General features: G+C 58.1%; 10 protein-coding genes. 5 read left to right on the top strand and 5 right to left on the bottom strand.

What is annotated here, in order from left to right:
* Positions 1–487: 487 nt before the first annotated feature.
* The 4 genes from HY011_03135 to HY011_03120 all read left to right on the top strand — a co-directional run bounded on the left by HY011_03135 (position 488) and on the right by HY011_03120 (position 3,587).
* A complete protein-coding gene (locus HY011_03135; protein MBI3421907.1) occupies positions 488–1,798 on the top strand; it encodes an L-fuconate dehydratase in 1,311 nt (436 codons plus the stop codon).
* 105 nt (positions 1,799–1,903) lie between these two features.
* Complete coding sequence (locus tag HY011_03130; GenBank protein ID MBI3421906.1) at positions 1,904–2,665, top strand: FadR family transcriptional regulator; 762 nt, start codon at positions 1,904–1,906, stop codon at positions 2,663–2,665.
* Between the two features lie 86 nt (positions 2,666–2,751).
* On the top strand, positions 2,752–3,177 hold the full coding sequence (locus HY011_03125; GenBank protein ID MBI3421905.1) for a hypothetical protein: 426 nt from the start codon (positions 2,752–2,754) through the stop codon (positions 3,175–3,177).
* A complete protein-coding gene (locus tag HY011_03120) occupies positions 3,174–3,587 on the top strand; it encodes a hypothetical protein (GenBank protein MBI3421904.1) in 414 nt (137 codons plus the stop codon). Before HY011_03125 ends, HY011_03120 begins: the two co-directional genes overlap by 4 nt.
* A gap of 10 nt (positions 3,588–3,597) precedes the next feature.
* On the opposite strand, the gene HY011_03115 is transcribed toward HY011_03120, so the two are convergent.
* The 5 genes from HY011_03115 to HY011_03095 all read right to left on the bottom strand — a co-directional run bounded on the left by HY011_03115 (position 3,598) and on the right by HY011_03095 (position 11,311).
* Positions 3,598–4,836, bottom strand: coding sequence for a hypothetical protein (locus HY011_03115; protein MBI3421903.1), 1,239 nt, complete (start codon positions 4,834–4,836; stop codon positions 3,598–3,600).
* A 127-nt stretch (positions 4,837–4,963) separates the two neighbouring features.
* Positions 4,964–6,211, bottom strand: coding sequence for a thiol-disulfide isomerase (locus HY011_03110; GenBank protein ID MBI3421902.1), 1,248 nt, complete (start codon positions 6,209–6,211; stop codon positions 4,964–4,966).
* A 202-nt stretch (positions 6,212–6,413) separates the two neighbouring features.
* Positions 6,414–8,123, bottom strand: coding sequence for a M20/M25/M40 family metallo-hydrolase (locus HY011_03105; protein ID MBI3421901.1), 1,710 nt, complete (start codon positions 8,121–8,123; stop codon positions 6,414–6,416).
* Positions 8,124–8,345: 222 nt separating this feature from the next.
* The gene (locus HY011_03100) at positions 8,346–8,768 is read right to left on the bottom strand and encodes a hypothetical protein (protein ID MBI3421900.1); all 423 of its coding nucleotides are present in this window, start codon (positions 8,766–8,768) and stop codon (positions 8,346–8,348) included.
* A 194-nt stretch (positions 8,769–8,962) separates the two neighbouring features.
* Positions 8,963–11,311 (bottom strand): carboxypeptidase regulatory-like domain-containing protein, encoded by a 2,349-nt coding sequence (locus tag HY011_03095; protein MBI3421899.1) that lies wholly within the window; start codon positions 11,309–11,311, stop codon positions 8,963–8,965.
* Between the two features lie 397 nt (positions 11,312–11,708).
* Between HY011_03095 and HY011_03090 the strand changes: the two genes are divergently transcribed.
* Positions 11,709–13,319 (top strand): AarF/ABC1/UbiB kinase family protein, encoded by a 1,611-nt coding sequence (locus HY011_03090; GenBank protein MBI3421898.1) that lies wholly within the window; start codon positions 11,709–11,711, stop codon positions 13,317–13,319.
* Positions 13,320–13,358 lie beyond the last annotated feature (39 nt).

The following is a 13,358-nucleotide window of genomic DNA, read 5'->3' as shown; positions in this document are numbered from 1 at the left end:
TATGCTTTCTACACACGGATGGTTGCGCTTGGGACTCCTTTCGAGTTTCGTCACCCAAAAGGATAACCCGCTACAACGCAATCATCCGTTTCTTTTTCAATGACCGAGCTTACCCACAAAATCCAGTGGGATCAGAAAAACTGAAGCGCAGCGAGCCTTGCATCCGGCGCGGCGCGCGCGTGGTTGTCACTTGGCCGAACCGCTTCTCCTTCGGTAAGAGTTGCAGATTTGATGGTTCGGCGAAATGAATTCCCAGCGGCTTTTATTGCGACCAGTCTTGGGCTGGTCTTCAATTGGTTTTACCACTTGCAAAGCTAGTTAGGCTTATAGCACGCTCCGAAAAAACCTGTCAATTGCGTTTTCGTGTGACACGCCCGACCAGCATATTGACAAGGCTCTAAGCCGAGTAGTACACAGTGACAAACAGAGGCAGATTGGTAATACCTCTGCTAGAGTTTTTTCAAATGGCTTTGCTGTGGTCAACGTTATGAAAATCATCGAACTGGATGTACGCGACATACGCTTTCCCACCTCGCGCGCGCTGGACGGCTCGGATGCCATGAACCCCGACCCCGACTATTCGGCGGCCTATTGCATTCTGAAAACCGACGCGGGCCTTGAGGGCCACGGCCTGACGTTTACCATCGGGCGCGGCAACGAATTGTGCGTCGCGGCGATTCGCGCACTGGCGCACCTAGTCGTCGGCACCACCGTCGCCGAATTTGCCGACAATCCCGGCGCAGCCTGGCAACGGATTACCGGCGACAGCCAGTTGCGCTGGGTCGGGCCTGAAAAAGGCGTGATTCATCTGGCGACGGCGGCGGTCGTCAACGCGTTGTGGGACTTGTACGCCAAGGCGGAAGGCAAGCCGCTCTGGAAATTGCTGGTAGACATGACGCCGGAACAAGTTGTCGCCTGCGTCCCCTTCAAACACATCACCGATGCGCTGACCCCGGCGGAAGCGTTGGAGATTTTGCAACGCAATGCCGCCACGCGCGGCGAACGCGAAGCCAAGATGCGCGCACAGGGCTTCCCTGCTTATACGACTTCGGCGGGCTGGCTTGGTTACAGCGAAGAGAAGATGCGCGGTCTGTTGCGTAACGCTGTCGCGCACGGCTGGACGCATTTCAAAATGAAAGTCGGGCGCAATCGCGACGACGATTACCGCCGCGCGGCGCTGATTCGGGAAGAGATCGGCTGGGAACGCAAGCTGATGATGGATGCCAATCAGGTTTGGGATGTAAACGAGGCGATTGACTGGATACGCTCGTTGGCCGAATTCAAACCGCACTGGATCGAAGAACCGACCAGCCCCGACGATGTGCTGGGCCATGCGGCGATTGCGCGTGCCATCGCGCCCATCAAGGTCGCCACCGGTGAGCATTGCCAGAATCGCGTGATCTTCAAGCAACTGCTGCAAGCCCAGGCCAGCAGCTTTTGCCAGATTGATTCGTGCCGCCTGGGCGGCGTGAATGAAATCCTGGCCGTCTTGCTCATGGCGGCGAAATTCGGCGTGCCGGTCTGTCCGCACGCGGGCGGCGTGGGGCTGTGCGAATACGTGCAGCATCTTTCAATGTTTGATTACATCTGCGTCGGGGCTGCGCTGGAAAATCGGCTGCTCGAATATGTTGACCATTTGCACGAGCATTTCATTGACCCGGTCGTCATTAAAGAGGGAAGATACCTGCCGCCCAGCGCGCCCGGTTACAGCATCACGATGAAAGCGGACTCGTTGGCGCGGTTTGCCTATCCGCACGGCGCGGCTTGGCTTGATGCCGGGACGGTACCGCGCGCGTGAGCAAGCGGAGCTTTGGCAGCTCAGTTCAGGGAGCAGGCCTGACACGCCGCTTGCTCACGCGCGCGGTACCGTCCCGCAGCGCGGTCATTTTCCGTACACCGAACCATGCCCAGAGCAAAAACTGCGACCACCACAGCACCCGCAACCGACCACAACGGCCAAACCTCCGAACAGGTCGTCGCGCGCATCCACGGGATGATCGCGCGCGGCGAATTGCACCCCGGCGACCGTTTGCCAGCGGAACGCGAACTTTCCAAACAACTCGGCATCAGCCGCCCTTCGTTGCGTGCCGGGATTCGCACCCTGGTAACGATGGGCGTGCTACATTCGCGGCACGGCTCGGGCACCTATGTCGCCGACACGCCCGTGCTCGACAGCGAACAACTCAGTCTGATGGCCGCGCTGCACGGCTTCACCTTTGATCAGATGTTCGAAGCGCGCCGCGTCTTGGAAGTACAGATTGCCGCGCTGGCCGCCGAACGCGCCACTGGTGAAACCTTGGCGATGCTGGCCGAAGAACTAGCCAATATGTATGCGACGCTGCCCGACCCCGTGCAATACCTGATTCACGACATCAAGTTTCATCGCGCCATTGCCGCCGCCTCTGACAATCCCATTCTGGCGGCGCTGGTCGAGATGGTTTCCGCCGTAATGTATGACCGGCGGCGCGATACCATCGGGCGCGCCCACGATTTCAAAGAGTCCCTCGACTTGCACCAGCGCATCTACCGCGCCATCCGCAACCACAAAGTGGACGAGGCGCGCGCCGCCATGCACGAACACCTGTTGCTCGCCCAACGCGCCTATCGCACCGAAGAAACACAACCGGCGATGGCTGATTCCGCCAGAGGACGGAAAAAAAGCTGAAGCGTTTTGCGTGCCCCCCTCGGCAGTTCAAACAATCATCTTCTGCGGTTACAATTTGGCTGAGCTTGTAACGGGAGGAAAGAGTAATGACAACGCTTGAACAAACTATCGAAACCATCAAAGCCATGCCGCTGGCCGACCGCCAACGACTACAACAATGGTTGCGGGAACAGGCGCAACACGACGAGGCTGCTCCCCGGCCTGACACCTCGTTGAAACAAACTATCAAAGCAGCCGACTTGCCACCCCAAGTTATCGAGACTGTTGAACAGCAACTTGAACGCTTCCACCAAGCTAGAAAATGGCTGGACGAACATCGCACCGAATTTTCAGGTCAATGGGTTGCGCTTGAAGGCGACCGGCTCATCAGCCACGGCACGGATGCGCTGCAAGTTCATCGCGCAGCCAAAGCCGCTGGCGTGATTGCGCCCTTTCTTGAGCACGTCATTGAAGCAGGAGGGGAAAATGAGGGGAAAGAAGCTGAACCGTATTGGGGAGGTTGGTTGTCATGAGCTATACGCTTACCTTTGCTGCCCGCTACGAATATGATACCCATCAACAAGGCATCACCGTGCCTGTCACGCTTAGTTCCGGTACAGAAGCCGCTCAGCTTCAGGCAAAAGTTGATAGTGGTGCGGATGGTTGCATCTTTGCTCGGGTACACGGCGAACGACTCGGTTTAGACATTGAAAGCGGACAGCCGACACGCTTTCGCACTGCAATGGGTGGTTTCCCGACTTTCGGCCACGAAGTCACCTTGACAGTCTTGGGAATTGCCGTCGTCGCGATGGTCTATTTTGCTGCCGATCCGCACTTTTCGACCAATGTATTAGGCCACTCCGGTTGGTTGAACCGGTTGCGCTTTGGCTTGGTAGATTATGAAGGACGCTTATATTTGAGTAATTACAACGATCCGGCGTAGCTGTCGTTGCTCAGCGTTTGGCTCTCGCCGTCGGACTTCCCGCCAGCAATAATTCGCAAAGCGGCTCACTCAGACTGACCGCCTTGGCAGTCTCATTCGGATTGTTCGGATTGTTGTCTGAATTATCCAGATAAGCCGTCGCTTCGAGGCGTGTACCGCGCGGCAGTGCAAGCGGCGTTCTGAACACATAATCGGGTTGCCAATTGAAACGATAGTTGCGCGCCCAGATCAGCACTTCGCTGGAACCATCTGGGCGGTGGGCCGTCACTTCGACCGATTGGCCGAAGGGAAAGAGCAGCGGGCGCACGGCAATCACTTCAGTGGCTTCGGTCAAGGTCAGCGTCGCTTTGACCAGTTGCAGTTCGTCTTTCACCGCCAGCTTTACCGGCGCGGCAGTGAGCGCCACATTGCGCACGGCTTTGGGTGCGGCATCTTTCGCTTGCGGTTTGATGAAGTAGAGCGCCAGTTGGCTGCGATCATGCGCGGCCTCGCCATTCAAGCGGTAATGAATCGTCATTTGAATTTGCGCGCCCGCTGGCAACAAACGCCCCGTGCCGGTGGGCAATTGCAACGGCGCATGGCCCGGCACCCATTGGCTCAAGCTGTTCGGATTGGTAGCGGCCTCGGCCTTGCCACACGGATTGCCCACGCCCGTGTGCACCGCGAATGTAGCGCGTTGCACGAGCGGGCCATTGCCGGGTTGGAAATCCAGCGCGCGCAACCAGGCGTTCGCTTTCAATCCGGTGGGCAGCGCGAAGCAGCGCGCGATTTCGTTCCCTTCGCCGGAAAGCTGGCTTTCCTTTTCGGGCTGCAAGAGCAAATCGGGCGCGCCCAACGCCCAGCCGTTTTGCGCCTCGGGGTAATGTTTGGCCTCGCCTTTGGGTGCGCCGCCTTCGACCCACGAGACGATTAGTTCGACCTCGCGTTGCGGCAAAATGTAATCGTGCGCAAAGCTACCGTAGCCTTTGACGGCTTGATACGGCGGCATGCGTTTTTCCAGAATCTCTTCCTTGATGGCTTTGGCCCAGGGGCGCGCTTCTTCGTAGGTCGTGAGCGGGATGTCGCCTTTGACCTTGCCTTCGGTATGGCAGCCCCAGCAGCTTCTTTGAAAGATGCGGGCGATTTCTTTGTTGAAGGTGACTTTGGTGGTGATGGGTTCGTGGGCGCTGCCCGATTGCCTCGGAAGAAAAACAGCGCTTACCCAGAACAAGGTCAGCAAGCAAAACCGGATTTGTTGTCTAGTCAGCATAGTGATCCACCAAAAAACCAAAGCGCAAAAAGTAAGCGGATGAGGCGGCGGCGAATCGAGCGGATTGACCCGCAATCATCGGCTATATCCGCGTCATCCGCGTACCTTTCATTCGGCTGCAAGCGAATTACTGTTCGCTGCTGCTCGCGCTGCCCGCCGCCGCCGGTTTCGCAGGCGCACCGTCGTTATAAAAACTGACCCAGCCGATCATCATCTCTTCCCATGTCTGTTCGCCCCACTTGACCAACTTGGTCGGGTCGGGGTTGAACTTGTTGGCCGCCGAGTTGTCGAAGTGCGCGATGCATTCGAGGCGCGTGCCTTTGGGCATGGACACCGGCTCTTTCGGCACGTAATAGGTCTGCCAGTTGAAATCGTAGCGCGGCACGTTGAGCAAGGTTTTCTCAGTGCCGTCCGGGTAATGCGCGATGTAAATGAAATCTTTGCCACGCAGATGCATGTGCGGCATGAAGCTGGTCACATGCGCGTCCTGCGTGAAGGTGTATTGCGAACGCACCTCGTGCGCCGCCGCGCCGGGCGGGATTCCAAAACGCATCTGCATCACACCGCGCGTCAGCACGGCGGTCTTGACCGGCTCTTTGGCAAAGATCAGCCCCAGCGTCGTGACGTCTTTGGCCGGCTTGCCGTTCGGCGTGTAGTGCATCTGGAAAACGAGTTCTGCGCCTGCCGGGACTTTGCGCGCATAGCCGGTCGGGAAAACCGCAGGCTGTTCACCGGGCGCGTAGCCACACAACAGGCTTTGTTCATTGCCCGCCGAAATGCCCGGCGCTTTGATGAACACAATCACGTGATGCACGGCGGTCGCGCCGGTGCTGCGCAACTCAGCGGCTTGAATCCATTTGTCTTCGGTGAAGTTGGTTTTGATCGTCAGATATTGATAGGCGATGACGCCTTCCGCCGGAATGCTCTGTTCGGGAATCGCGAGCAGTTGATCGGGTTTGCCGATGCTCCAACCCTCGTAGTATTTCGGCACAGGCGGCAAAGCTTTCGGATCGCCTTCAGGCGCGCCGCCGTCTACCCAGGCGGCAATCGTATCCATTTCTGTTGGCGAGAGCCGGCGGTCGTTCTTCCATTCGCCGTGCTTCGGGTCAGCATGCCAGGGCGGCATCTGGCGGTTGGCGACTTGTTCTTTGATGGACTTGGCCCAGGGGCGCACGTCTTTGTAACTGAGCACCGAAAACGGCGCGATCTGGCCGGGCCGATGGCACTCGGCGCAACTTTTGAACATGATCGGCGCGACGTCTTTGGTGAACGTGACATTTTTCGGCGTGTTGTTCGCGCTGCTGACGGTCAACCCCAAACCGAGCGCGGCACAACCAGTTAAAACTAGGGTGGTAAATCTGCGGCTAAACCTCATAAGCTTTGTTTCCTCCGTGCGTGTTAATGGACAAACTGAACGAGCGGTAAGTCGGCGGCATCTTAATCCAAATTTCCTAGTCGCCGCAAAATTATCACAACAAAAAGAAGCGCCCACGAAGCCACACCAAGCAGCACCAAGAAAGGTCGGCCTTCTTCGCGCTTCTTCGTGTAGCTTCGTGGGCGAAATCCAGCAATGCTGTTTAGCGGCCCGCCGCTCCCGGCCCACCCGTCATCGGTTTGCGCGGCAATTTCTCATCGCGCATCGCCGTGTGATAGACGAACGAGGCGATGATGACTGCGGCCTGCTTCATGTCATCCGCTTGAATGCGATCCCACACGTCCATGTTGTAATGGTGCGTGCGCGAGTTGTATTCGATGTCGTCCTGGATGAACTGGAAGCCGGGCAAGCCCACGCCATCAAACGATTGATGGTCAGTGCCGCCCGTGTTGTTGATGGTGATTGTGGAGGCACCCATATCTTTGAAGGGCGTCAGCCATGCGCGGAAGATCGGGCGCACGGCGTCGTTGCCTTGCAGGTAAACGCCGCGAATCTTGCCGGTGCCGTTGTCCAGGTTGAAATAGCCCGCGAACTTGGCGTGTTCAGGCTTCGTCACCAACGGCCCTTGCGGCCCGCCGAATCCGCCACCGCCACCACCTGGGCCGCCCGCCGCTGGTTGCTGTCCGGCTGGCAGCGGTTGGCGCGCGCCGAAATGCTGTTCGACATAGGCGCGCGAGCCGAGCAAGCCTTCCTCTTCGCCACCCCACAGACCGATGCGGATGGTGCGGCGCGGTTGCAGGCCGAGCGTCTTGAGGATGCGCACGACTTCCATCGCCACGGCAGAACCGGCGGCGTTGTCGGTCGCGCCCGTGCCCGAATGCCACGAATCGAAGTGCCCGCCGACCATCACGATTTCATCTTTCAGGTCAGTGCCCGGAATCTCGGCGATGACGTTGTAATTCATCTCGTCCTGATCCTGATAGCTGGCCTTGATTTCGAATTCGGCTTCGACCGGCACGCCTTTGTCGAGGATGCGGATCATGCGGTTGTAATGTTCGGGCGTCAGCACGGCTTGCGGGATGATGCTTGCGCCTTTGGTCTGCGGGCGCGGACGATTGGCGAAACCGGCATTCGGGTCGGTGGAAGGCGCCATGGTCGCCGCGCTGACGATGAAATCGCCGCCGTCGCCGCGCCCCGGTTCGAGCACGATCCCAGCGCCTTCCTCATAGATCATTTTCCACTTGGCGGCAGTCACGTTCGCCCCGGTTGGCGCGCCGCCACGGCCACCGCCGAATTGACCACGACCACCCGGTTGCCCATCCGCATTCGCCATCGCCAGCAATTGCTCGTCGGTCGTGCGCGTGCCCTGGGCGGCGAAATGCGCTTTGACCTCGGCGGGCGGCGCGACCAATACAATCGCGCCTTTGAGCTTGCCTTTGTATTGCGCCAATTGCTCTTCGGTGTCGGCTTTCAAATAAACGACCTGACCGCGCACGACGCCATTGGTGCTGCCTGACCAAGCTTTCGGATAGGCAATCAGCGGCGCAAATTGCGGCTTGGTCATATTGGCCGTGAAGCCATTCAGCGTCCAACCACGCCCGAAAGGCCCCCAAGCTTCGAGATGCGAATTTTGCAGCCCCCACGAAGCCAGTTTGGTTTTGGCCCACTCCGCCGCTTTCATGTAATTGGTCGAATTGGTCAACCGCGGCCCGTGCACATCGGTCAGCCAACTCAGCGTTTCCATCACCTGCGAACGCTCCAGGCCTTCGGCTTTGAGCTTGTTGATGACTTCCAGATCAACTTTTTCCTGCGGTTGCGCGACCTGGGCGCTGCTGCCGTAACCCAAGGCCAAACAGGCAATCAGCGCGATGGTCAGCGGGGCGAAGACGCCACGCATACGACGGTTCAACATAATTTTGTCCTCCGGGTGCAAATGTTGCCGCGTGTCAGCGACGCCCCTCAATCGAAAGAAGCGCGCCAGCACGCCGAAAATTCCGAACTAGGTTGTGTGGTTTAAGAGTGCTTGAAAGCGGCCTAACCTTAATCGAAGACGCCATCAAATGGCAAAACCGCCGCTTCGTAGCTTTCATGACGAAGCGGCGGTTGGTTGAGTTGCGATATTTTCTGTCTGGCCTTAACGCACAACCTGCGTCATTTCCACCGGCATCACCTGTTCGGCTTTGAGCACCAACCGGCCCTCCTGCATTTCAGCCAAACCATAAATGGTCACGTGATAAACCGGCTCGGCGATCAATTGACGGCGCTGCGTTTTGGAAAGTTCCGTCAACGAAACGCCGATCAGCGCATGTGTGCGCGCATCATACACCGCCAAAGCAGCACGCCGCGCATTGACCGATACCACTTCAGCCGTCAACACAACGCGCCGCCCGCGATAGGCAGCCGGACGTTGCAGCAATTGCGCGGCCTCCACCTGCACGTAATTCACCTGTTTAGACTGTCCTGAGCGCGCCGCGCCCCCAGCATCACCCGCGACTGTCTGACCGAAAGCCAGAACAGCCAATGCACAAACGAGAACCAATGATCGAACGACAAACATTTACTAGCTCCTTAAAATAATTGCTCCGATAAATTTCACTCGCTGCGAAAGAACGAGTTTGCCGGAACCGCTTGCAACATGGGCAAACGACGCCAAGCAAAGGCGCGGAGTGTAGCGAAGTGAGCGCCTGATGACAAGCGGTGCCGACGCGCCACGCCAGTCAGGCAACCCGGCAAAGGATGGCGAAGTGCGGCTCATTTCAAGCGTTGTTCAAACGCCAGCTTCTTCAGCCGCTCCTCGATTTGCCGCTGCAACGCATTGCGCTTTTCGGCGACCTGCTTTTCCTCCTGCCGCAGGCGTTCGAGTTGGTCTTCGCCCTGCGCCAGTTTGCCGACATAACGTTGCACCAGCAGCTTCTCATCTTCGGTTTTGCCCAAGGCGCGCAGGTTGTCGCGCATGCGTTCCTGGTCTTTGGTGACGGCGTTGATTTCGGCCTGCTTCTCTTGCGCCTGCCGGTTGAGCGCGGCGATTTCGGCCTTTTGATCGAGTATCGTTTCGAGCGCCTGCCGCATCGGCGCGGTCAGATAGCCTTCCGTAACAAAAAGCGTCAGCTTATCCGACGTCAGGTTGGAGATGGCGTAGGTTTCGGTTTCGGGCAGCTCTTCATTGACAGCGAATTGAGTGGAAGCGTTGGGCGCAAGGGTGACTTTGAAGCGGTGAAAGCTCTCGGTCGTTTCAACCGGTTTGAGCGACTTGGCGAGTTGCCACTTTTCATCTTTGTCGTAGGGGTGCTCGATGTAAACGGTCTTCGCACGGTCGGTCACGTTGGCGAGCGTGTAAACGGTGGCGCGCGCTTGTTTGTATTTGAGCCGGAATTCGCCGTCGCGGATTTCGGCGAAGAAGGGCTTCTCGTCCTGCTCGTCTTCTTTGACGCTGACGCGCACGCCGAGGTCAACGGCGTAGGTGATGAAGCGTTTCTCGTTCGGTTTGATGCGCGCGGTCAGCGCTTCGCCCGCATAGGTGTCATTCTCAATCACGGTCAGCGGCCCGCTTTCGAGCGTCAGGCCGGTGGTGTTGTGCAGGTAAAACGCGCTCATCGGATTCTGTGCGCGCGTGGCTTTGTTGTAGAGCGAGACGAGTTCGCCCGCGACTTCGTTTTGCAGGATGGGGATGAGCGCGGAACTGTTGCGTTTGATGGTGACGGGATGCGCGATGCGATATTCAAAGAGTTCGCCGATCTCTTGCGTGTCCGCGTGAATCTCAATGCCGGAGTCTTTGTCACGCATCGAACTGACGGTGGCAATCGCGGACGAATCCGTGTGCAGGGTGGCAGCGCTGGCAGTGACCGTCACTGTTTCTGATACTGAACCAACGCGCAACTCGGCATTTTGATTGGTCGTTCGCCCCACACCTACGCTGACGCTATTGATAGTGGTCTTTTGAAAACCACTAGCCTCAAAGCTGAGGGCGTAAAGCCCCTGCGGCACGCCACGCACACGATAGCGACCTTCGCTATCCGCCGTCGCCGTTAAAGCAGCGTTCGACCCGACTTGGCGGACGCGGATGGTAACGCCAGGAATCACCGCGCCTTGCGCATCGGTGATCACGCCTTCCACCGCCCCACCGCGACTGGACGAAATAGGCTTGAGGGCTTCGGGCCTGGCCGCCTCCGGCACCATCGGCGTAATCGAAACGTCATCCGGCATCCCCACTACGGGCCTTTGTTTGTAGCGCGGCTGCTGCAAATCCTGGATGAATGACACCGGCGCGCCCGCAATCAGCGACAGCGTCACGTTCGTCCAATCTTCATCCTGCACGTTGTCCACCACGGCCCAGCCTTGCAGAAAGGGCTTGGCCTGTTTGTCCAGCACGATGCGGTAGGTCGTTTTCCAGACGGGCGCTTCGACGACGTAGCTAATGAACAAGTCACGTTCGCCCGTCCCCTGCGTGGCGATGGTCAGCTTGCGCAGGTTTTTGTGCAGCGTGGATTGCAGGATGGACAAGTATTGATCGAGGTCTTCGCGCAATTTGGCGTCGAGCAATTTGAGGCTGCGCATCTGCTCGAAGGGTAAGCTGAAAAGCTCGCCAGCTTCGTTCAGCAAAACCAGTTCCTGCGTTTCGCTGCGCTCGCCGTTCTGAACTTTGGCGCGTTTCTCGATGCCGACCACCGTGCCAGTGATCGCATTCGCGCTGGCGCCGCCGGTGCGCACACTGACGCGCGCGCCTTTGAACTGGCCGATCAACGCGGTCATCCCGGCGGCGTTGCTGCCATCGAGTGTGACGCCGAATTCTTCCAACCGCCGGTCGAGCGGCTTGGTCGAATCGTAAGTCACGCCCGTGATCTTGCCGGCGTTCGCCCCTTTGCCCAGATCGAGCGCGACCAGCGATTTCAACACGTCATTCATCTGCGCGGCGTCGAACAGGAAAGTGACCTGGCCGTCGCCATTCACCTTGCCTTGCCGCTCAAAATAGCCCACGCCGTGTTTGTAGAGCGTCACGCGGCGCAAGGACGGCGGCGTGTTTTCGGTTTGCGCTGCCGTGTTGGCGGCGATGCAGAACAACAGAAAAATACTGAGCAGCAAGTTGCGGACACACGTGTGCATACAAATCTCCTGAGTCGGAAAGCAGCAATTGATAGGGTTAGCGAGGCCGTCGTGAGACTGGCTTTGGCAAAGCTGGTTTATTGTTTGGTTACATCCGCAGCGACGATTGAACGCAGTGCCCGTGCGCGTCTTGCAAGGGTGTTGCCGATTATCTTTGCAGCCCCAACCTGGGTACGCACCGCTGCCAGCGTGCAGTCTCGGCAGCAGACGTTTAGCCGCCGCGCGCCGAGACTGCACGCTGGCAGCGGTGCGTACCCAGGTTGGGCGTCTTGCAGGCTGTGCGCTTCAGATTATTTGCAACGTCTGCGCCGCAACTTCGTAAGCCATCGCGTGTATACTGCGCCCCGGCCGTCCTTTCGGGGCGGCGCGCAACAACCTTTGTAAGGCAGGAGAAGGAATGGCCGTAGTCCAACAAGAGATTGAACAACAAATCGTAGCAACGAACGACGCGCTCGCCGTTACGCCACAAACAATAGACGTCGCGCCGCTCGCAGCGACACCCCAGCATTGGCCCGCCGTCAACGTCGCCCGTTACAACCCGGATGAGACGATCAGCGGCCACGGCTGGCGGGCGTGGGTGCGTGCGGCGCACATCATCAGCACCTTCGTGCTCTATCACTTGTTTGTGTACAGCTATCATCGCGGCTGGTTCATTGGCGGCAAGGAAGAATCCGAAGAAAAACATCTGCAATGGCAGGCCGATTGGCTGTCGCGCCAGTTGCTCAAGCTCGGCCCGACCTTCATCAAGATCGGTCAGGCCGTTTCGACGCGCGCCGATCTGTTGCCGCTGGCTTACATCAAGGAACTGAGCAAGCTGCAAGACCGCGTGCCCGAATTCCCGCACGAACAGGCGATGGCGATCATCGAACGCGAGTTGGGCAGGCCGGTCAACGAGCTTTATGCTGAGATTGAAACGCCGCCCGTCGCCGCGGCTTCGCTAGGTCAGGTCTATCGCGCGCGCTTGCATTCAGGCGAAGTCGTGGCGATCAAGGTACAGCGGCCCGAACTCGCCAACACGATCAATTTTGACTTGGCTGTGTTGCGCAGCCTGGCGCGTTTTATGGCGCGTTACCCAAACATCGCGCGCGGCGTGGATTGGGTGGGCACCCTTGACGAATTCGCCGCCGTCGTGTTTGAAGAGATGGATTATGTGCAAGAAGGCCGCAATGCTGAGGCCTTCCGCGACAACTTCAAACGGTGGCGCGAAGTCTACGTGCCCAAGATTTATTGGTCACACGTCAGCCCGCGCGTGCTGACGATGGAGTTTATCGAAGGCACCAAAGTCATTGACCTGCAAACACTGGACGAACGCGGCCTGAACCGCATTGAAGTCGTGCGCCTGATCGCGCGGACGTACCTGAAACAATTACTGGAAGACGGCTACTTTCACGCCGATCCGCATCCGGGCAATCTGCGCGTGCTGGACGATGGCCGCCTGGCTTTCTTCGATTTCGGCATGGTCGGGCGCATCACGCCGGAGTTACAGGACAAGATGATTGACGCCTTCTTTCATATCGTTGACAAAGACGTGCCCGGCCTGACGCAAGACCTCATCAACCTGAACTTCCTGCCGCCGACGATTGACCCAAATACGATCCGCCCGGTGGTCGAAAAACTTTTCAGCGATTACCTCAACATGAAACTCGGCGACATACGGTTCAAAGAATTGACCTACGAACTGGCCGAAGTGATTTACCAATATCCCTTCCGCATTCCGGCGCACTTCACCTACATCATGAAAGCGATTATGACGCTCGAAGGCGTCGGCATCACGCTCGATCCGAACTTCAGCTTTTTTGAAGTGGCCAAGCCCTTCGCCAAAGAATTCATGCTCAAACGCGAGGGCCGCTTCTTCCGCGACCAAGTCATCAAACGCTTGCTTTACGGTGAACAGGGCGAGATTCAATGGGGCAAGATGTGGAAGCTGACCAAGATGGCGGCCAAGATGTTTTGGGATGATTTGACGGGCAACACACCACCTCCACCGTCATTGCTGAATGGGGGCTGAATGGTGCGAAGTAGTTTGCGGCTTGCTTGGCGCTAAAAG

The sequence above is a fragment of the Acidobacteriota bacterium genome (genome assembly GCA_016196035.1).
Taxonomy (GTDB): Bacteria; Acidobacteriota; Blastocatellia; order RBC074; family RBC074; genus JACPYM01.
The sequence above is the reverse complement of the archived record's forward strand: the minus strand, read 5'-3'. Positions and strand labels throughout refer to the sequence as shown.